This is a genomic window from Stenotrophomonas sp. YIM B13575 (genome assembly GCF_042787595.1).
GTDB classification, from domain to species: Bacteria; Pseudomonadota; Gammaproteobacteria; order Xanthomonadales; family Xanthomonadaceae; genus Stenotrophomonas; species Stenotrophomonas lactitubi_B.
Genome location: NZ_JBHZOP010000050.1, coordinates 22518 through 41492 on the forward strand (window position 1 = coordinate 22518; position 18975 = coordinate 41492).

Consider the following 18975-nt stretch of genomic DNA (forward strand, 5'->3'; position numbering starts at 1 on the left):
AGAAACCGCCAGATGCCGTATCGCACAATGCTTAACAGGGGGCTGCAAGCGCTTACACAAAGTATTGCAACGCAGCAACTTTCGTTTCATATAAATATATCTTCCTTTTTCCTTTCAATTTGTTGACATCTTTCGAATCGCTGCCCTAGAGTCGGCCCAACCGCTTTCGAAACGCCCGGTGAACGGGTTGGGAGTCCGTGTGGAAATCTGCGTTCGTCGCTCGCCACTGCTGCTGGCCCTGTTGCCGGCATTGCTGTCGGCGTCCCTGTCGGCCCAGGCCGCACCGGTCGGCAACCTGCGCTCGGTCAACGCCAGTGCCGGCACCGACGGTGTAAGTGGCTGGGACCTGCAGACCGACAACGGCACGCGCATCCGCATCGAACTGCCGGCCGCCGACATCATTCGCGTGCAGGCCGGCCGCAACGGCAAACTGACCGGCGCCGGCGACAAGGCCGCACCGATCGTGCTGCCGCAGCCCAAGGCCAACGTGCAGGCGCAACTGGAAGAAGACGCGCAGGAAATCCGCGTGCGTACCGACGCACTGGTACTGCATGTACAGCGGCAGCCGCTGCGCCTGCGCCTGGAACGCCTGGACAACGGCCAGCCCACCGCGCTGTGGCAGGAACTGCAGCCGCTGGACCTGGATGCCACGCAGAGCGTGCAGGTGCTGTCCTCGCAGGCCGATGAAGGCTATTACGGTGGTGGACAGCAGAACGGCCGCTACCAGTTCAAGGGCCGCGAACTGGAAGTCTCGTATTCCGGTGGCTGGGAAGAGGGCGATCGCCCGAGCCCGGCACCGATGCTGCTGAGCAGCCGCGGCTGGGGCATGCTGCGCAACACATGGAGCGACGGCAGCTACGACCTGCGCCAGAGCGACCAGGCCACCCTGCTGCATCGCGAAGACCGCTTTGATGCCTACTACTTCGTTGGCGCCGATCTGCCGAAGCTGATCGAGCGCTACACCCAGCTGACCGGCCGCCCGAACATGGTCGCGCGCTGGGCGCTGTCCTACGGCGATGCCGATTGCTACAACGACGGCGACAACAGCAAGAAGCCCGGTACCGTGCCCGAAGGCTGGAGCGACGGTCCGACCGGCACCACCCCCGACGTGATCAACAGCGTGGCCAAGCAGTACCGCGCCAACGACATGCCCGGCGGCTGGATCCTGCCCAACGATGGCTACGGCTGCGGCTACAAGCAGTTGCCGGAAACCGTGAAGGGCCTGGCCGGGTATGGTTTCCGCACCGGCCTGTGGACCGAGAACGGCGTCGACAAGATCGCCTGGGAAGTGGGCAAGGCCGGCAGCCGAGTGCAGAAGCTGGACGTGGCCTGGACCGGCAAGGGTTACCAGTTCGCGATGGATGGCAACCGCCAGGCATTCAACGGCATCCTCGACAATTCCGATTCGCGCCCGTTCCTGTGGACGGTGATGGGCTGGGCCGGCATCCAGCGCTATGCCGTGGCCTGGACCGGCGATCAGAGCAGCAGCTGGGACTACATCCGCTGGCATGTGCCGACCCTGGTGGGTTCAGGCCTGTCCGGCATGGCCTACGCCAGTGGCGATGTCGATGCGATCTTCGGCGGCAGTGCCGAGACCTTCACCCGCGACCTGCAGTGGAAGGCGTTCACGCCCGTGCTGATGGGCATGAGCGGCTGGTCGTCGAACGCACGCAAGCACCCGTGGTGGTACGACGAGCCCTACCGCAGCATCAACCGCGATTACCTGAAGTTGAAGATGCGCCTGACCCCGTACATGTACGGGCTGGTGCATGAGGCCGCGCAGACCGGTGCACCGCCGGTGCGTGGCCTGATGTGGGACAACCCGCGCGATCCGCATGCGCAGGATGAAACCTACAAGTACCAGTTCCTGCTCGGCCGCGACCTGCTGGTCGCGCCGGTGTACCGCAGCCAGGCCGCCAGCCGTGGCTGGCGCCGCGACATCCACCTGCCGGCCGGCGGCTGGATCGACTACTGGGATGGCCGCCGCGTGCAGGCCGCCGCCGATGGCCGCCAGCTTGACCGCCAGGTGGACCTGGCCACGCTGCCGGTGTTCGTGCGTGCCGGTGCGATCCTGCCGATGTACCCGTCGATGCTGTTCGACGGTGAGAAGCCCTTGGATGAAGTGACCTTCGACCTGTACCCGCAGGGCGAGTCGCAGTACACGCTGTACGAAGACGATGGCAACACGCGCCGCTATCAGCAGGGCGAGTCGAGCACGCAGAAGATCACCGTGCAGGCGCCGGCGCAGGGCAGTGGCCCGGTGCAGGTGCAGATCGATGCGGTGCAGGGCCAGTACAACGGCCAGCTGGCGCAGCGCCGCTATGGCCTGCGCGTGCTCAGCCGGCAGGCGCCGCGTGCGGTGCAGGCTGCCGGCCGCGCGCTGCCCGCACTGGCCGACGCGGCCGCATTCAACAGCACCAACGAAGGCTGGTACTTCGACGCCAAGGAGCGTCGCGGCACCCTGCACGTGCGCACCGCTGCGCAGGACATCCGCCAGCCGCTGCAGCTGCAGCTGGACTTCGCCGTCGCCGCCGCGGCCGCCGACGATGCCTACCCGGCCGCACCGGTGCTGGGCCGCGAACTGCCGGCCGACAGCCTGCTGGTGGTCAACCGCCCGGCCGAAGAACCCGGCCATGCGCTGGAAAATGCCTTCGATGATGATCCGGCCACCTGGTTCCGCAGCGTGCGCAACCAGGCCGTGCGCACCGGCGCCCATGAGTGGGTGATCGGCTTCGGCGAACGGAAAATGATCGATGGCATCGACATCGCACCGCGCAACGACAAGAACTGGAAGCACGGCCAGGTGCGCGACTACGAGGTGTACCTGGGTGACAGCAATGGCGAGTGGGGCGAGCCCATCGCCCGCGGCCACCTGCAGCTGAAGGAAGGCGTGCAGCGCATCGATTTCCCGGCCCACGCCGGTCGCCTGCTGCGCTTCCGCGTGCTGAGCGTGCAGAACCCCGACGGTGATGGCGCCAGCAGTACCGATCCGATGGTGACTGCCGCGCAGGGCAGTGCGCGTGCCTTCGATGCGCTGCAACCGCGCGACGTCGGCCCGATTGCCCTGTCCACCTTCCACATCCTTGAACACCAGGAACCGGAGCGACCGGCCCGGCAGCGCTATCTCTCCGAGCTGCCGGTGCCGGCCGCGCTGGCCAGCCAGGTGCGCGCCGACAAGGCGTTCACGGGTGACGCCGGCATGCGCATGAACGGCCTGCAGTTCCGCCGTGGCCTCGGCGTGGCCGCCAACAGCCGCATCGACCTGCGCTTGCAGGGGGGCTGGCGGCTGCTGCGTGCCGACCTCGGCATCGACGACGCCTGTCGGACTGCCGGCGGCCTGCAGTTCCAGGTCTGGGGTGACAACCACCTGCTGTACGACAGCGGCCTGGTGAAGGCGCCCGGTGTGGTCAAGCCGGAGCTGGATATCCGTGGCCTTTCCACCCTGAGCCTGCGCACGCTGGGTGCGCAGGGCAGCCAACCCGCCCAGGTCTGTGCCAACTGGGCCAACGCCGTGCTGATCGGCCAGGAGGGCGACTCCGCCAGCATCGTCGCCCCATGACCGCCACGTAACACCGCTCCTCCCCCGCCCATTCCGACTACGGCTTCACCACGATTGTGGGGGCCGTGGCCCGGGAGCGTTTTGCCCGCCGATCCACCATTCGCGCCGCACCCCTGCCAGGAGAGAACCCCGATGTTGCCCGCCCGCCACCACCGCCCCCCCTGTCGTTCGATTGCACCGCTGTCGCTGGCCATCGCCGGCGTGCTGCTGTCGGTCGCCGTTCCTGCCTTCGCCCAGGAGAGCAAGGACAAGGCCACCGACCTGGCCCGCATCGAGGTCACCGGTTCCAACATCCGCCGCACCGACGTTGAAACCGCCTCGCCGGTGCAGGTGATCAGCAAGCAGGACATCCAGAACATGGGTGCGCGCACGCTGCTGCAGGTGCTCGACAACCTGCCGGCCGCACGGCCAGCGCAGCAGGATTCGCGCTCGCTGTTCACCGGTTCCGACGGCGCATCGCAGGCCAACCTGCGCGGCCTCGGCGCACAAGGTACGCTGGTGCTGTTGAATGGCCGTCGCCTGTCGTACTACGGCGCGCCGGCGGGCTTCCAGACCCAGTTCGTCAACATCGACGCGATTCCCGCCGCCGCCATCGAACGCATGGAAGTGCTGACCGACGGCGCCTCGGCCGTGTACGGCACCGACGCAGTGGCCGGCGTGATCAACGTGATCACCAAGCGCAACTTCCAGGGCGCGGAAATCAGCTTTACCAACGACACCTCCTCGCGTATCGATTCCTACGGCGAGCGCCAGGCCAGCATCACCGCCGGCTTCGGTGACCTTGCCGAGAACCGCTTCAACATCTACGGCGCGGTGAACATGTACCGTCGCGACGCGATTCCGCTGGCCGACTTCTATGACAAGCGCCCGGACCAGTACTACGTCAACAACCCCAACTACCTGAACAACCTGCGCCTGGGCGTGGGCAGCAAGCCGGGTGAGTTCAACCCGGGCAGCTATTTCGCGTTCGATCCGGTCACCGGCCGCCGCGTGCAGGAAGCCGCACCGGGCTGCAAGAACGTGCTGACCAGTGAAGCGGCCGGCCCGCGTTGCGTCTGGGAAACCTGGATGAACAACGAGATCGACGCCGGCGCCAAATCCGAGCGCAACACCGCCTACCTCAACGGCACCTTCCTGGTGGGCGACAGCACCGAGATCTTCGCCGAGGCCACCTATACCGATATCGACCTGCGTGCCAACGGCGGTACGCCGCGCAGCTACGGCACCACCACCGGCAACCCGACCAGCTGGTTCTCGCGCGATACCGGCAACACCGTCAACCAGTTCCTGTATCCGTTCCTGGGCCCGAACAACGAGTACAACCACGCCAGCCCCGAGCTGAAGGCCATGATGGGTGGCGTGGTCGGCCTGCAGTACCTGCTGCAGGACGCGGGCGCCAACTACTTCGGCCAGCGCAACACCGACAAGAGCTACCGCGTGCTGACCGGCGCGCGTGGCAACGTCGGTGACTGGAACTGGGAAACCGCGTTCGCTACCGCTGGCACGCACTCGACCACTTACCAGACGATCAACGTCAACGTGAAGGGCTTCGAGAAGGCCTTCGGTCCGTACAGCATCGACCCGGGCACGGGCCGGGTGATCATTTCCGATCATCCGGCGTACAAGTTCGGTGAGATCAGTGAGGCCAACGGCGCACTGATCCGCGAAGCGTTCCCGACCTTCGACATCCAGTCGTGGACGCGCCTGCATACCCTGGACGGCAAGATCGAAGGCCCGCTGTTCAAGCTGCCGGCCGGTGACATGCGCGCCGCGTTCGGCTTCAACGCCAGCCGCGAAACCTTCTACACCCCCGGCAACGCAGACGCGGCGGCCGGCCTGATCACCCAGCAGGGTGGCTCGTGGTTCGATGGCGCGCGCAACACCTATGCACTGTTCGCGGAAACGGTGGCGCCGATCACCGAGAAGCTGGAACTGGATGCCGCGCTGCGCGTGGACAAGTATCCGAACTTCAGTGCCAACGTCGCGCCGAAGATCGGCTTCAAGTACCAGGCGTTCGACCAGCTGATGCTGCGTGGTACCTATTCCACCGGCTTCCGCGCCCCCAGCCTGGCCGAGTCCGGTAACGGCGGCGTGTACGCGCAGCTGGGCGGCTACCGCGATGAACTGCGCTGCGCCGAGACCAACGCCATCGCCAACCTGCTGCTGAAATCGCAGCGCGGCGGTGATGTCGACCTGGGCAAGAGCCTGCTCAACGTGGACTGCAGCCGCACCGTGGCACGCATGACCCAGCCGAACCAGAACCTGAAGCCGGAGAAGGCGAAGATCGCCACGCTGGGCTTCGTCTACGAGCCGGCCAGCTGGCTGTCGGTGTCGGCCGATTACTGGTTCATCTACCGCGACAACGAAATCGTTGCCCCGGACTACCGCCGCGCTGAAGACATCATCTCCTCGTCGCGCTCGCCGATCACCGACAGCGACCGCGCCAACCTGGCGCAGCTGGCGGCGATGTGCGCCGACCCGGCCAGCGGTGTGAGCTGCCCGGGAACGCTGCCGGGCTACTCGGCCGGCAACGTGGCCAGCGTGGTGGGCCAGTACAAGAACCGCGGCAAGACCCTGATCGATGGCTTCGACATCGATGCGCGCAGCCGTTTCTCGCTGGGTGAATGGGGCGGGCTGAACATCGGCCTGGCCGCGACCATCGCCAACCGCAACCGCTTCTACATGGACGAACAGAACGGCTGGTACTACGGCGACGTGGTGGGCTACTACAACAACCCGCGCCTGCGTGCGACGCTGAATGCCGACTGGACCTACAAGCAGGTCACCACAAGCATGTTCGTCAACTACGTGGGCGGCACCAAGTGGGCCACCGACCAGGTCGACGAAGTGAGCAACAACAAGGAAACCTGCACCGGCGGCTACCTGGCACTGCAGAAGAGCAAGTGCGATGGTGCACCGTCGTGGTGGACGGCCAACATGAGCGTCACCTGGCGCCCGGATGATGCGTGGAACCTGAGCTTCACCGTCAAGAACCTGTTCAACCGCCTGCCGTTCTACGATCCGAACAGCTTCCTGGGTGACTCCAGTGACTACGCCACCATCTTCGGTCGTGGTTACAGTGTGACCATCGGCTACCGGTTCAAGTAATTCCGTTTGCGTGACCAGGCGCGCCGGCCAAGGCTGGCGCGCCTTCAAGAGGAGAGTGTTTGCCATGAAGCGTAGGGAATTCATCGCGGCCAGCGCCGCTGTCGCCGCCAGCAGCCTGCTGCCGCAGACCCCGGCATGGGCACGTGGCCGCAAGGTACGCCTGGCCGTGATCGGCACCGGCATGCGTGGCCTGGTGCTGCTGAAGGAACTGGTGCGTCGCGACGATGTGGAAGTCGTTGCCCTGTGCGATATCGAGCCGATCATGCTCGGTCGCGCGGTGGAGATGGTCAGCAAGGCCGGCAAGCCTGCGCCGAAGACCTACGGTCAGGACCGTGACAGCAATGCCTGGAAGCGCCTGCTGGAGCAGAAGGGCGTCGACGGCGTGATCATCGCCACGCCGTGGGAATACCACGCACCGATGGCGATTGCCGCGATGCAGGCCGGCGTGGCCGTAGGCTGTGAAGTCGTGGCCGGCATCACCCTGCAGGACCACTGGGATGTGCTGAAGACCCAGCTGAGCACCGGCACCCCGTACATGCTGCTGGAAAACGTCTGCTACCGCCGCGACGTGATGGCCGCGCTGCAGATGGTACGGCAGGGCCTGTTCGGCGAACTGGTGCACCTGCAGGCCGGTTACCAGCACGACCTGCGGGGGGTGAAGTTCAACTCCGGCGACCCGAACCAGCCCTACGACAGCGGCGTGGAATTCGGCCCCAAGGGCTGGAGCGAAGCACGCTGGCGCACCGAGCATTCGGTGGAGCGTAATGGCGAGCTGTACCCCAGCCACGGCATCGGCCCGTGCGCGATGTATACCGGCATCAACCGCGGCAACCGCTTCACCCACATCAATGCGTTCGCCACCAAGGCGCGTGGCCTGCACGAATACACCGTAGCCAAGAGTGGTGGCACCACCCACCCGAGCACCAAGGTCAAGTTCAAGCTCGGCGACATCGTCACCACCACGCTGGCCTGCGAGAACGGCGAGACCATCCTGCTGCAGCACGACACCTCGCTGCCGCGACCGTATTCGATGGGCTTCCGTGTGCAGGGCACCAAGGGCCTGTGGATGGACGTGAACCATTCGATCCACATCGAAGGCCGCAGCCCTCCGCATCAGTGGGAAGAGTTCAAGACGTACCAGGATCAGTACGAACATCCGCTGTGGAAGCAGAACGCCGAGACGGCTGCGAGTGCAGGGCATGGTGGCATGGACTGGTTCGTGATCCATGCGTTCGTGGAAGCGCTGAAGGCCAAGGCGCCGATGCCGATCGATATTTACGACGCGGTGACGTGGAGTGCGATTACGCCGTTGAGCGAGCAGTCGATCGCCAACAGTTTCCAGACGCTGGAGTTCCCGGATTTCACGGCGGGGCTGTGGCAGAAGCGCAAGCCTATTTTTGCTTTTGACGGGAAGTATTGAGGTCTGCACCCTTCCACGCTGTGACGGAAACGCCGGGCATTGCCCGGCGTTTTTGTATGCGCCTATCGCGTAGCTTTGATCTGCGCCAACCGTGCGCCGGACGCTCTCGCATGCGGTACGCGGAACATGGCTCCGGGTTGGACGAGCTCGGCTTGCTGCATCATTTTTGGCCACCATTCCAGCAGCCGCGCTGCGCGATCATAGTGACTGAGCGTGCCCCACCCCTTGGCAAGTACAAAGACCGTCAAACCGAGGCGTGCGATGGCGTCACGTTCAACAGGTTTGCGCTGATGATGATCCTGAGTGACGTGAACGCGGATGCCGCGTTGGATGGCTGCCTCGAACAATTCCAGATCAGTGGTACCTGGTTTCACGAATTCCCTTACGTGAAGCACCTCATGATCATAACCGCGTGCAATGGCATCGATCGCCCGGGCAAGAGCAGGCGGCAGATTCTCGTCGATCTGCGCCTTCAAGATACCGCCCGACCCTCGAACTGCAGCGCTTTCCTCACTGCAGCCAGAGGCAGGTCAAACAATCGGGCGACCTGCCGCGCGTCGCCGCCTTCGGCTTGCAAGGCTTCGACGATGGCGATCGTAGGAACACCCGATTCGGAGAGAATGGGTTGACCGAAGCTTCGCTTTGGATCGAATACCACTGCCCGTGAACCTTTCATGGGGAACCATCGTTCGGCGCGATCATCGATTCCCAGTTCGATTCCATCGCGCAGAGATGGCGCGATGACTTTGCGCATGACGTCCTGACGTTTCACAACGTCAACCAAGGCAGCGTCTCCGCTTTCGTCCAGAAGCTCCATGAAGATCCGCCGGCCATCGGTCTTGAAGCTCGTACTGGTGAAGGGATAGTCCTTGCCCAGCCGCTCATGAAGTTCCGCGATGGTCCGTCGGATCAGGTTGAGTGGTACGCCACATGCAACAAACGTGCGTATGAAGCGGAGTTCGATGAGGTCGCGGAAGCCGATCCCATCAATTTCCGATCCAGCCCACTGCGACGACCAGAGGGGCGGATGTTCCTGGACATTGCCGTGACGTCGGCTTTCGTATCCCTTGATCCAGCGCCTGAGCTCGGATGGTTTGCCGCCAATGAAGCGCGCGGCATCGGCGTACGAATAGAGGCCGAGACCAAGGCTGTCTGGAGCTGGCAGGGCGATTCCCATTCGGGTGAGTCTACCCAATGTAGGAGAAACAACGAGTGCGGAACTTCATCCTGTGCCATGGATGTCTCAGGCAATGAGACAGAAAGCACGCTTCGGCGTCCGCTGGCAATCTACAGCCAGTTCAAACCCGTCATGGAGTTAAGGATGGCGCGCCCGGAGGGATTCGAACCCCCGACCAATGGCTTCGGAAGCCACTACTCTATCCGGCTGAGCTACGAGCGCGTGGTGGAACCGCCGCGCCGTCGGCCAGGGCCGGGGCGGGCATCGCAACGCAATGAGGCGGTGCGGGATGGGCATTCTATCCAGTTTCGCCGCACAAATCTCCCCCCGCCGGCAAAGTCGCTCAGAAGGCACAGGAGTATCCTAGTGTCATGGCTGATACCCCTCTTTCCGCGCCGCATCCGGCGCCGACGCCGCGCTGGCGTCATTACTGGAGTCTGATGCGCGCCGATCGCCCGATCGGCACGCTGCTGCTGCTGTGGCCCACCTGGTGGGCGTTGTGGCTGGCTGCGGGCGGCCTGCCGCCGCTGTGGACCCTGTTCGTGTTCACCGCGGGCGTCTGGCTGACCCGCTCGGCCGGTTGCGTCATCAACGACTATGCCGACCGCTGGCTCGACCCGCATGTGGAGCGCACCAAGGCGCGGCCGCTTGCGACCGGTGCGATCAGCGGCCGGGCAGCGCTGGCGCTGTTCGCGGTGCTGATGCTGGTGGCCTTCGGCCTGGTGCTGACCCTGAACGGCCTGACCATCGCCCTCAGCTTCATCGGCGTGTTCCTGGCCGCCAGCTATCCCTACCTGAAGCGCTACACCCACCTGCCGCAGGTCTACCTGGGCATGTCGTTCGGCTGGGGCATCCCGATGGCCTTTGCCGCCGTGCAGGGCGAGGTGCCGATGCTGGGCTGGCTGCTGTATGCCGGCAACATCCTGTGGTCCACCGCCTACGACACCTGGTACGCCATGGTCGACCGCGAGGACGACCTGAAGATGGGTTCGCACTCCACCGCGATCCTGTTTGGCGATCTGGACCTGGTCATCCAGGGCGTGCTGTACGCGTTGTTCCTGGCCACGATGGCGCTGGTGGGCGTGCGCGGCGGGCTGGGCGGCTACTACCTGGCCGGCGTGGCGCTGGCGACGCTGCTGGTGGTGTACGAATTCTGGATCTGCCGCAACCGCGAGCGTGGGCCGTGCTTCAAGGCCTTCCTGCACAACAACTGGGTGGGTGCCGCGCTGTTTGCCGGTATCGCCGTGGATCTGGCGCTGCGTTGAGACGCGCAGCCGAGCGTGGGCTCGGCTCTACAGCTGACAGTGCTTCTGTAGCGCCCGAGCCCATGCTCGGGCGGCGGCGCACAGCGCCGGGCCTCCCGCCACCTACGACCAATAGGTGGCTGACAGCCCGCACCCCACCGCCCAGAATCGGGCCATCGAACCTGGGAGGGTAGGCGATGGCGTCGACGGCAGCAGTACAGGACGGCTGGATGGCGCGCGCAGCGTTGCGCTCGGCCGCCTGGGCGGAAAAATGGTTCCCCGATGCGTATGTGTTCGCGGTGCTCGGCGTGGTCATCGTCGCGGTGGCCGCGATCAGCTTTGGCGCGACCCCGCAGGCCACCGCCAGCGCCTTCGGCGACGGCTTCTGGAGCCTGATTCCCTTCACCATGCAGATGGCCTTCGTGGTCATCGGTGGTTATGCGCTGGCCACCGCACCGGTGGTCGCGCGCTTCATCGATTTCCTCGCCCGCGTCCCGCGTACCGGTCGCGGCGCCGTGGTGTACGTGGGCCTGGTCAGCATGCTGGCCTCGCTGCTCAGCTGGGGCTTCTCGCTGGTGTTCGGCGGCCTGCTGGTGCGTGCGCTGGCCCGCCGCACCGAACTGCGCATGGATTACCGCGCTGCCGGTGCCTCTGCCTATCTGGGCCTGGGCGCGGTGTGGGCGATGGGCCTGAGTTCGTCGGCTGCGCAGCTGCAGGCCAATCCGGCCAGCATGCCGCCAGGGCTGGTGGAGATCACCGGCGTGCTGCCGTTCACCGAAACCATCTTCCTGTGGCAGTCGATCGCGCTGACCTCGGTGCTGATCCTGGTCTCGCTGCTGATCGCCTGGCTGACCGCACCGGCCGCCGGCAGTGCGCGTACCGCCGAAGATTTCCCCGGTGCCGCCCAGGCCGAACCGGAGCCGCTGCAGCGCCGCACCCGGCCGGGCGAGTGGCTGGAATACAGCCCGTTGTTGACCGTGCTGCTCTCGTTGCTGGCCTTCGGCTGGCTGTTCAACGAGTTCGCCAACAAGCCCCTGGTCAGCGCCATCGCCAACCTCAACACCTACAACTTCATGTTCATCTCGCTGGGCCTGCTGCTGCACTGGCGCCCGCGCAGTTTCCTCAACGCGGTGGCCAAGGCGGTGCCGAGCACCACCGGTGTGCTGATCCAGTTCCCGCTGTACGGCGGCATCGCGATGATCCTCACCCACGCCGCCGGTGGCGATGGCGAGACCCTGGCGCATCGGCTGTCGAGCCTGTTCGTGCACGTGGCCAGCACCGATACGTTCGCGCTGGTGATGGGCGTGTACTCGGCGGTGCTGGGCTTCTTCGTACCGTCCGGTGGCGGCAAGTGGATCATCGAGGCACCGTACGTGATGCAGGCCGCGAACGAGTTGAAGGCGCACCTGGGTTGGGCGGTGCAGGTCTACAACGCGGCCGAAGCGCTGCCGAACCTGATCAACCCGTTCTGGATGCTGCCGCTGCTGGGCGTGCTCGGCCTGAAGGCCCGCGACATCGTCGGCTTCACCTTCATCCAGCTGCTGGTGCATATCCCGCTGGTGCTGGGCCTGCTGTGGCTGCTGGGGATGACGCTGGCGTATGTGCCGCCGGTGATGCCGTAACGCAAACCCGGGGGCATGTGGGGTCAGAGCCTCTCCGCTGGAGAGGATCCGACCCCAGGGTCAGATCCCAGGGTCAGATCCCTTTCGAAGGAAGGGCTCTGACCCCGGAGACCCTCAGCCAGCCGCCGCCTGCTTCTCGATCTCGGCCCTGCGCAGCAGGAAGCGCTGCAGCTTGCCGCTGGGCGTCTTCGGCAGTTCCGCCACGAACGCCACCTGCCGCGGGTAGGCATGGGCGGACAGCCGGCGCCGCACATGCTGCTGCAGTTCCTGTGCCAGCGTGTCGCTGGCGATGAAGCCATCGCACAGGACCACGAATGCTTTGACGATCTCGGTGCGCTCCGGATCCGGCACGCCGATCACCGCCGTCTCCGCCACCGCAGGGTGTTCCATCAGCACGCTCTCCACATCGAATGGACCAATGCGATAGCCCGACGAGGTGATCAGGTCGTCCGACCGGCCGATGAAACTGATCGAGCCGTCGTCCTCGCATTCCACCGAATCGCCGGTGAGGTAGTAGCGATCACCCAGCGCCGGTGTGTCGGCACCGTAGTAGCCGGTGAACCACATGATCGGCGACTGCCGCAGGTCCACGGCGAGGATGCCCGGCGTGCGCGGTGGCAGTTCGTTGCCGGCATCGTCCAGTACCGCCACGCGGTAACCGGGCATCGCAACGCCCGATGATCCCGGCCGCACGGCATGCTCCAGCGCGTGGTGGTTGTTGACCACCATGCCGGTCTCGGTCTGGCCATAGTGATCGAGCACCGTGGTGCCCAGATGGGCAGTGAACCAGCGCGCGATCTCCGGGTTCAGCGGTTCGCCGGCGCTGCTCACCACCCGCAGCTTGCCCTTGATGGCAGCGCTGGCCTCGGGGCCGGCGGCGATGATCTGCCGGTACGCTGTGGGCGAGCCGGCAAGATTGGTGACACCCAGCCGCGTGACGATGTCGTTCAGTCCCTGCACGCTGAAACCGGCTTCGCTGAAGGTGGTGGCCTGGCCCAGCAGCAGTGGGCCGATCACCGCGTAGTACAGCCCATAGGCCCAGCCGGGATCGGCGATGTTCCAGAACACATCGTCTGCGCGCAGGTCTACGGCCAACTGCATGTAACTGGCAAAGGCCAGCAATGCGCGCAGCGGCACCGGCACGCCCTTGGGACTACCGGTGGTGCCGGAGGTGGACAGCAGTGCCATCAACGCATCGCCGCGCAGCATCACCGGCGCGAAGTCGGGCGTGGCATCGGCGCTGCGTGCGCTCCAGTCGATGTCGCCGGCACGCAGCGCCTGTCCGGATGCCAGGATCGTGGCGACCTGCGGACAGCCATCGACCTCGTCCAGCTTGCTGCGGTTTGCGCTGTCGGTCACCACCAGTGCGGTGCGTCCGGTGTTCAACCGGGTTTCGATGGCCTTGGGGCCGAACGCGGTGAACAGCGGCTGGTAGATCGCGCCCACCCGCCAGGTGCCGAGGATGGTCGCCAGCAGATCCGGTGTACGCGGCAGCAGGCCGGCCACCACATCGCCCCTGCCGATGCCCTGCGCGGTCAGCACCTGGGCAACCCGCGCGGAGGCGTCGCGCAGGTCCTCGAAGGTGTACCGGTGCAGGGCGCCGTGGGCATCCACCCAGCGCAGTGCCAGCGCATTGCGGCCACAGTGGCGGTCGCAGCACTCCACGCAGGCATTGATGCCGGCCTGCAGGTCACCGTGCAGCTGCCGTTGCCCGTGCTCGATGCTGAAGCCGGCCAGTGCCTGTTCGTAGGTGGGGCGTGCTGCGGTGTCGCGGGCCATGCGCATCTCCGGGGTGATGTCATTCCGACGATAGGCGGCGGCCCGGCATGCTGCAAATGGGACCATAGGCGTAGGCCGTCCCTGCGCGCGCTGCGGGGGGCGGACGCTGAATGCGTGCGTTTGCGGCTGCGGCATGAGCACATGCCAAACCCGCATGAATTCTTCAGTGCCTTGTGCCGCAAGGGCTGCCGCCGGTTCATTCACGCGCGTACACATCGGTGTAGCCCGCTGACAACGCATGGTTAACCAATCGCTGCCGACGATGGCCCCGTCCACCGCATTCCGCGCGTGGCATTTGGAGATCGGACATGGCACAGCAGAACCAGAACCCGAACCAGAAGCAGCAGGGCCAGCAGAACCAGCAGGATCAGCAGCAGGGGCGCGGCCGCGACCAGCAGCAGCAACAGCAGCAGGAACAGCAGAAGCGCAACCAGAACCAGCAGCAGGGCGGGCAGGACGAGGAAGAGTGACCCTGGCAGCCGCCATCCATCACCGACGAAGCCCCGCCCCGTGCGGGGCTTCGTTTATTCGAGCACGCCGATCCGCTGCAGCACCGCCGCTGCGGCCATGTCATTGGGATTGGTACCGGGCAGGCCCTGCGGAACCTCCAGGCCCATGCCGCGATACAGGTCTACCCAGTGCTGGGAGATCTCACCGGTCTGCGGGTTGCGGAAGTTCATCGGCTGCAGCGCGAACACATGGTGCGCACGGAACGCGCGTTCGATGAAGTCCGAGCAGTAGTAACTGTCGTCGTTCAACACGTAGGTGGTGTTGTACGGTTTGCCCAGCATCTTGCGCGCGGTGGCCACTGCATCGGTGATGGCATTCCCTGGCGGTGCGCGCAGGCGATAGACCACGATCTGCCGCTGCTTGCCACGCGCATCCTCGCGGAACTGGTCCAGCGTCTGCCGGCGCGAGCCCTTCTCATCGGCATGCAGCACCTCCCAGCCCTGCGGCACCGACGCCACCAGCGCGACATGGTCGAAGCTGGGCGCCCCTTGCTTTCCTGTCGCATCGTCGATGGCCGCGCTCAGGCCGGCATGACCCGCAGTGACGAACAACAGGTCGCCTTCACGGACCTCGATGGCCATCGCCACGGCTGGCCACAGGGCGGGCAGCAGCAGGCCGATCAGGAACAGGAGGCGGCGCATGGGCATCTCGGACAGGCGGAAAGGCGCGATTGTAGGCGGCAGGATAGGATGGCGCGACCCAACCGGAATCAGGACGATCCCATGAAGCCCCGCCGTTCCCTTGCGCTGCTCGCGCCCGCCCTTGGCCTGGCGCTGTCCGCCTGCGCGCCTGCGCCACAGCCCGCGCCTGCTGAGGCCACGGCTCCTGCAGCGGCACCTGCCAGCACAGCGACGGCGGTGGAACCCGCGCCCGCAGTGGCGACCGCGGCGTGCCCCCATCCCACGTTCGATACCTTCCTGGAGCATTTCGGCAACGAGATCACCCTGCAGGAAAAGGCCACGGCCGATCCGCTGCTGGACAGCTACGTCGACGCTGGCGCCGAGCCTGAGCCGCGCACAGTGGAACGCCCACTCGCATTGGCCGATGTCGAATGGCCGGTGATGCCCGATCCAGCCGGGCTGGCCGGGCAGGGCCGGGAGATGCAGGTGACAGCCTTGGCCGATGGGCAGATGCAGGTGCAGATCCGCACGCCCGACAGCAGCGACCAGCAGACCTATACCTTCGCGCAGAAGCCGTGCTGGACACTGGTCAAGCGCGAAGACGAGTCGATCTGAGGCCAGATCGGGACAGGCGCGGACTACCGGCGGCTGCTAGGCTCGAAGCCCGATCAAGGCACGGAGACGCCGATGCAGGCCCGCAGGATGCGCACCACTACCGTCGTCATCGCCACGCTGTGGGCGATGACCACCTCCCTCGGCGCGCACGCGCAGTCGCTGCACGCCGATGACCGCGCTTACTTCCCCAGCGCCGCCGCCGAACAGACGGCACGTGCCATGCTGGGCGAGCGCGTTGAGGCATTGCAGCGCGCCACGGCGGACGAGCCGGCCACGCGCTTCCGCCAGGCCGAAGCGCTGCAGGCACAGTGCCTGCGTCACCATGCGTATCTGCATCTGCAGGCCGCGCGCAATGCACGCGATCGTCGCCCGGCGCAGGCGCTGGACCAGGTGATGGGGCTGTGCAGCCGTATCGCGCGCACCGGCAGGGCCGCCCTGCGTGAGGCGCCGGCGGATGCCCCCTGGCTGGCGTCCTATGGGTTCCTGCGCGCCCGCGCGCTGCAGGAAGCCGCGGCGCCGGCCAATCCGCAGCTGGATGATGCCGTGGATACGCTGGCCGATCCGGCACTGGATACGTTCGCGCGCCTGCGCCGGCAGATCATGCACAGCGCGGAATTCCCCCGTATCGAGGGTGCTGGCCGCAGCTGGGATACCGGCGCCGACAAGCAGGCCCTGGCCCAGCACCCGGACCGTGCGCTGCGTGAGGCCGGGTGGAAGGGATACTGGCAGGGCATGCAGTCGCGCCGCGAGCCGATGGCGTCGGTACTGCTGGGCCTGGTGCAGGTGAATGATGCCGCCGCGCGTCTGCAGGGCGACGGCTCGGCCACCGCACGTGGCTATCGACGCATGGGCATGGATACGCAGACGGTCGACGCGACGCTGGCGGCGATCGAGCGCCACGCCGCAGACCGTCGTGACTACCAGGACATGCTGCTGCAGCATGCCGGGCGCAGCGGTGTGGTGTCGCCGCAGCTGTGGGATACCACCGTGCCGGATGCCGGCTACATCCCGCCGGTGCTGACCCTGGAGCAGCTGCGCGATACCGCGGCCGACGCCATGCAGCCGCTGGGGCCGGAGTATGTCGCCGAGCTGCGTGCGCTGCTGGATCCTGCGCACAAGCGCATGGATCTGGCCACCGTACTGGGCAGTCGCAGCCAGGACGCGTTCCATGTGTTCGCACCGGGCACGCCGGCGCTGCTGTTCGTCGGGCTGCGCAGCGGCGATCTGGAAAGTGACGTGGAGATCGCCCATGAAGCAGGGCACGCCATGCATGGGCAGTGGATGCTGCGCGGGCATGCCTCGCCATTGCATCTCAATGGCAGTGCGTGGATGACCGAGGCGTTCGCCATCTACAACGAGCTGCGCTTCCGTGACCAGTTGTACCAGCAGGCGCAGGACCCACGCGCCAAGGCGTATTACCTGAAGTCGCTGCTTGACGACATGGTGTTGCAGCTGTTCACCTCCTCCGAGGAAGCACAGCTGGAGCAGTCGATCTACCAGGGCGTGGCCAGCAATACCCTGGGCACCGCCGACGATCTGGACGCACTCACCGGCCAGGTGCTGGCGCGCTACGGCCAGCAGCCGCAGCGCTACCCGCAGCTGCGCAGCAGCTGGATCGGCAAGCGCCTGATGTATGACGACCCGCAGTATCTGGTCAACTATCTCTACGCCGGATTGCTGGCAGTGCAGCTGTATGTGCAGGACCAGCAGGACCCGGAGGGCTTCCGCCAGCGCTATCTGACTGTACTGGGTGAGGGCTTTGACCGCGCACCGCAGGAACAGGTCGCGCAGTTGCTGGGTCATGCACCGGACTGGCCGGCACTGGTCGATGCGGATCTGCAGGTGTTCGCGCAGAACGCTGCCCGGCTGCAGGCGCTGTATGCGCAGATCGAGGCAGGGCAGGGCACATGAGCCGGGTGCCGCAGGCGCGCGTTGCCAGACCGTGGGCATGGCTTGCATTGCTGCTCTGCCTGCTGCCGCTGCTGGTACTGGCGGCAGCCCCGATCCCTGCGTTGAATGACCCGGTGGTGGACACCGCCGATGCGCTGTCGGCCAGCACCCGTGCCACGCTGCGTGAGCAGGCCTTGCAGCTGCAGGCGCGCAAGGGCGCGCAGCTGCAGGTGCTGGTGGTGCCGAGCGTTGGCGAGGAAGGCATCGAAGCCTATGCGCAGCGCGTCTTCGACCAATGGCAGCTAGGCCGCGCCGGTGTCGATGATGGTGTGCTGCTGCTGGTGGCGGTGCAGGATCGTCGCGTACGCATCCAGACCGGTTATGGCCTGGAAGGCACCATTCCCGATGCGTATGCCGCGCGCATCATCGACAAGGCGATCGTACCGCGCTTGCGCGAGGGAGACCTGGACCAGGGCGTGCTGGACGGCACCGCGGTGCTGGTGGCGCTGGTCGATGGCGAGCAACTGCCGGCCTGGGAAGATTCATCGGCACGCAACGTATTGCCGCCGGATTGGCGCACGGGGGATTCGGTCGTTGCGCTGACGTTGCTGGCGGGCTTCCTGGCCGGTCTGTGGCGATCGCCACCGCGTCTGCTGGCGACCCGCACCGAAGCCGATTTCACCGGTAACCGCCGCGAGCGGCGGCGCAAGGCACTGGCAGCCAATGCGGCGATGCCCAGGCCGACGTGGCCGACCTTACCTGCCTGGGGCCGGCCGCTGCTGGTGACGGCGCTGATTGCTGCGGGACTGCTGTCTGCGACGCTGCTGTTGCCGCGCCACGTGCTGCCGGCGCTGTCCTTCGTGCTGCTGCCCGCCGTACCGGTGGCAACCCTGCTGGGCTGGTGCTGGCATCGCAGCCGCGGCGTACGCATCGTGCTGTACGGCATGCTGGCCGTCAGCACCGGCTTCTTCGCGGTGATGCTGGTGCGTGGCCAGTTGCCGCCCAGCCTTGCGCTGCACACGCTGCTGAACCTGGCGGTCGGCATCGCCGCCATGCTGGTGTTCTTCCTGGTGCAGGCCGGTCGCGCGCGCTGGCGGAAGAACCGCAACAGCTTCGCGATCCGCCTGGTGGTGCTGATGCTGCTGACCGCTGGCTATGCGCTGGGCGCACTGCTGGCCATCGACCGTGCCGGCGATGAGAACGCCCGCGTACTGACGACGATCGTGTCCAGCGTCGGCACGCTGTTCCTGTATTTCATCTGGGTGTTCACCCTGCTGCCCGGCGAAAAAGCCCGCGGCGGCCGCGGTTCGTCCAGAGGCTACCGTTCCTCGTCCAGCAGCTCCTCGTCCAGTTCGTCCTCGAGCAGTTCCAGCGACTGGTCCGGTGGGGGTGGCCGCAGCGGCGGCGGTGGCGCCTCGGGCAGCTGGTAGC

At 66.1% G+C, this 18975-nt stretch carries 13 protein-coding genes and 1 tRNA gene; 9 read left to right on the plus strand and 5 right to left on the minus strand.

Going from position 1 to position 18975, the window contains the following annotated elements; all coding sequences use genetic code 11:
• The first annotated feature begins 199 nt into the window (after nucleotides 1-199).
• The 3 genes from ACFX4F_RS09390 to ACFX4F_RS09400 all read left to right on the plus strand — a co-directional run bounded on the left by ACFX4F_RS09390 (nucleotide 200) and on the right by ACFX4F_RS09400 (nucleotide 8087).
• Nucleotides 200-3559 carry a TIM-barrel domain-containing protein gene (locus ACFX4F_RS09390; protein ID WP_380654621.1) on the plus strand — a complete coding sequence of 1120 codons (3360 nt, stop codon included), beginning with the start codon at nucleotides 200-202 and terminating at the stop codon, nucleotides 3557-3559.
• A gap of 132 nt (nucleotides 3560-3691) precedes the next feature.
• Entirely contained in the window at nucleotides 3692-6667 is a 2976-nt protein-coding gene (locus ACFX4F_RS09395) for a TonB-dependent receptor domain-containing protein (protein WP_380654496.1), read from the plus strand.
• A 64-nt stretch (nucleotides 6668-6731) separates the two neighbouring features.
• A complete protein-coding gene (locus ACFX4F_RS09400; protein ID WP_375068910.1) occupies nucleotides 6732-8087 on the plus strand; it encodes a Gfo/Idh/MocA family protein in 1356 nt (451 codons plus the stop codon).
• Between the two features lie 62 nt (nucleotides 8088-8149).
• Here the strand turns inward: ACFX4F_RS09400 and ACFX4F_RS09405 are convergent, their stop codons facing one another.
• From ACFX4F_RS09405 to ACFX4F_RS09415, 3 genes are all read right to left on the minus strand, one after another.
• Nucleotides 8150-8563 (minus strand): DUF5615 family PIN-like protein, encoded by a 414-nt coding sequence (locus ACFX4F_RS09405; RefSeq protein WP_380654499.1) that lies wholly within the window; start codon nucleotides 8561-8563, stop codon nucleotides 8150-8152.
• Entirely contained in the window at nucleotides 8560-9264 is a 705-nt protein-coding gene (locus ACFX4F_RS09410) for a DUF433 domain-containing protein (RefSeq protein ID WP_180165108.1), read from the minus strand. Before ACFX4F_RS09410 ends, ACFX4F_RS09405 begins: the two co-directional genes overlap by 4 nt.
• Nucleotides 9265-9409: 145 nt before the next feature.
• Nucleotides 9410-9486 (minus strand) — tRNA-Arg (locus tag ACFX4F_RS09415).
• A gap of 149 nt (nucleotides 9487-9635) precedes the next feature.
• On the opposite strand from ACFX4F_RS09415, the gene ubiA reads away from it, so the two are divergent.
• Both ubiA and ACFX4F_RS09425 read left to right on the plus strand, forming a co-directional pair.
• Entirely contained in the window at nucleotides 9636-10529 is an 894-nt protein-coding gene (gene ubiA, locus ACFX4F_RS09420; protein WP_251474139.1) for a 4-hydroxybenzoate octaprenyltransferase, read from the plus strand.
• A 176-nt stretch (nucleotides 10530-10705) separates the two neighbouring features.
• Nucleotides 10706-12130: a short-chain fatty acid transporter gene (locus tag ACFX4F_RS09425; protein ID WP_380654504.1), complete on the plus strand. Its 1425-nt coding sequence runs from the start codon at nucleotides 10706-10708 to the stop codon at nucleotides 12128-12130.
• A gap of 114 nt (nucleotides 12131-12244) precedes the next feature.
• On the opposite strand, the gene ACFX4F_RS09430 is transcribed toward ACFX4F_RS09425, so the two are convergent.
• Nucleotides 12245-13909, minus strand: a complete 1665-nt coding sequence (locus ACFX4F_RS09430; RefSeq protein ID WP_380654507.1) for an AMP-binding protein — start codon at nucleotides 13907-13909, stop codon at nucleotides 12245-12247.
• 308 nt (nucleotides 13910-14217) lie between these two features.
• Here ACFX4F_RS09430 and ACFX4F_RS09435 point away from each other — a divergent pair, with 308 nt between their 5' ends.
• Nucleotides 14218-14379 carry a hypothetical protein gene (locus ACFX4F_RS09435; protein WP_164745118.1) on the plus strand — a complete coding sequence of 54 codons (162 nt, stop codon included), beginning with the start codon at nucleotides 14218-14220 and terminating at the stop codon, nucleotides 14377-14379.
• 54 nt (nucleotides 14380-14433) lie between these two features.
• Here the strand turns inward: ACFX4F_RS09435 and ACFX4F_RS09440 are convergent, their stop codons facing one another.
• Nucleotides 14434-15060, minus strand: a complete 627-nt coding sequence (locus ACFX4F_RS09440; protein WP_380654510.1) for a YiiX/YebB-like N1pC/P60 family cysteine hydrolase — start codon at nucleotides 15058-15060, stop codon at nucleotides 14434-14436.
• 81 nt (nucleotides 15061-15141) lie between these two features.
• Between ACFX4F_RS09440 and ACFX4F_RS09445 the strand changes: the two genes are divergently transcribed.
• The 3 genes from ACFX4F_RS09445 (at nucleotide 15142) to ACFX4F_RS09455 (ending at nucleotide 18974) form a co-directional block, all read left to right on the plus strand.
• Nucleotides 15142-15654, plus strand: a complete 513-nt coding sequence (locus ACFX4F_RS09445; RefSeq protein ID WP_380654513.1) for a hypothetical protein — start codon at nucleotides 15142-15144, stop codon at nucleotides 15652-15654.
• A 72-nt stretch (nucleotides 15655-15726) separates the two neighbouring features.
• On the plus strand, nucleotides 15727-17565 hold the full coding sequence (locus ACFX4F_RS09450; RefSeq protein ID WP_380654516.1) for a M3 family metallopeptidase: 1839 nt from the start codon (nucleotides 15727-15729) through the stop codon (nucleotides 17563-17565).
• Nucleotides 17562-18974 (plus strand): TPM domain-containing protein, encoded by a 1413-nt coding sequence (locus tag ACFX4F_RS09455; RefSeq protein ID WP_380654519.1) that lies wholly within the window; start codon nucleotides 17562-17564, stop codon nucleotides 18972-18974. Before ACFX4F_RS09450 ends, ACFX4F_RS09455 begins: the two co-directional genes overlap by 4 nt.
• The last annotated feature ends 1 nt before the right edge of the window (nucleotide 18975 follow it).

What these genes read in the sequence shown, in the direction of transcription:
- ACFX4F_RS09425 (WP_380654504.1), top strand. Translation starts at nt 10,706, where the DNA reads ATGGCGTCGACGGCAGCAGTACAGGACGGCTGGATGGCGCGCGCAGCG.
- ACFX4F_RS09400 (WP_375068910.1), top strand. Translation starts at nt 6,732, where the DNA reads ATGAAGCGTAGGGAATTCATCGCGGCCAGCGCCGCTGTCGCCGCCAGC.
- ACFX4F_RS09445 (WP_380654513.1), top strand. Translation starts at nt 15,142, where the DNA reads ATGAAGCCCCGCCGTTCCCTTGCGCTGCTCGCGCCCGCCCTTGGCCTG.
- ACFX4F_RS09455 (WP_380654519.1), top strand. Translation starts at nt 17,562, where the DNA reads ATGAGCCGGGTGCCGCAGGCGCGCGTTGCCAGACCGTGGGCATGGCTT.
- ACFX4F_RS09430 (WP_380654507.1), bottom strand. Translation starts at nt 13,909, where the DNA reads ATGGCCCGCGACACCGCAGCACGCCCCACCTACGAACAGGCACTGGCC.
- ACFX4F_RS09440 (WP_380654510.1), bottom strand. Translation starts at nt 15,060, where the DNA reads ATGCGCCGCCTCCTGTTCCTGATCGGCCTGCTGCTGCCCGCCCTGTGG.
- ACFX4F_RS09435 (WP_164745118.1), top strand. Translation starts at nt 14,218, where the DNA reads ATGGCACAGCAGAACCAGAACCCGAACCAGAAGCAGCAGGGCCAGCAG.
- ACFX4F_RS09450 (WP_380654516.1), top strand. Translation starts at nt 15,727, where the DNA reads ATGCAGGCCCGCAGGATGCGCACCACTACCGTCGTCATCGCCACGCTG.
- ACFX4F_RS09410 (WP_180165108.1), bottom strand. Translation starts at nt 9,264, where the DNA reads ATGGGAATCGCCCTGCCAGCTCCAGACAGCCTTGGTCTCGGCCTCTAT.
- ACFX4F_RS09395 (WP_380654496.1), top strand. Translation starts at nt 3,692, where the DNA reads ATGTTGCCCGCCCGCCACCACCGCCCCCCCTGTCGTTCGATTGCACCG.
- ubiA (WP_251474139.1), top strand. Translation starts at nt 9,636, where the DNA reads ATGGCTGATACCCCTCTTTCCGCGCCGCATCCGGCGCCGACGCCGCGC.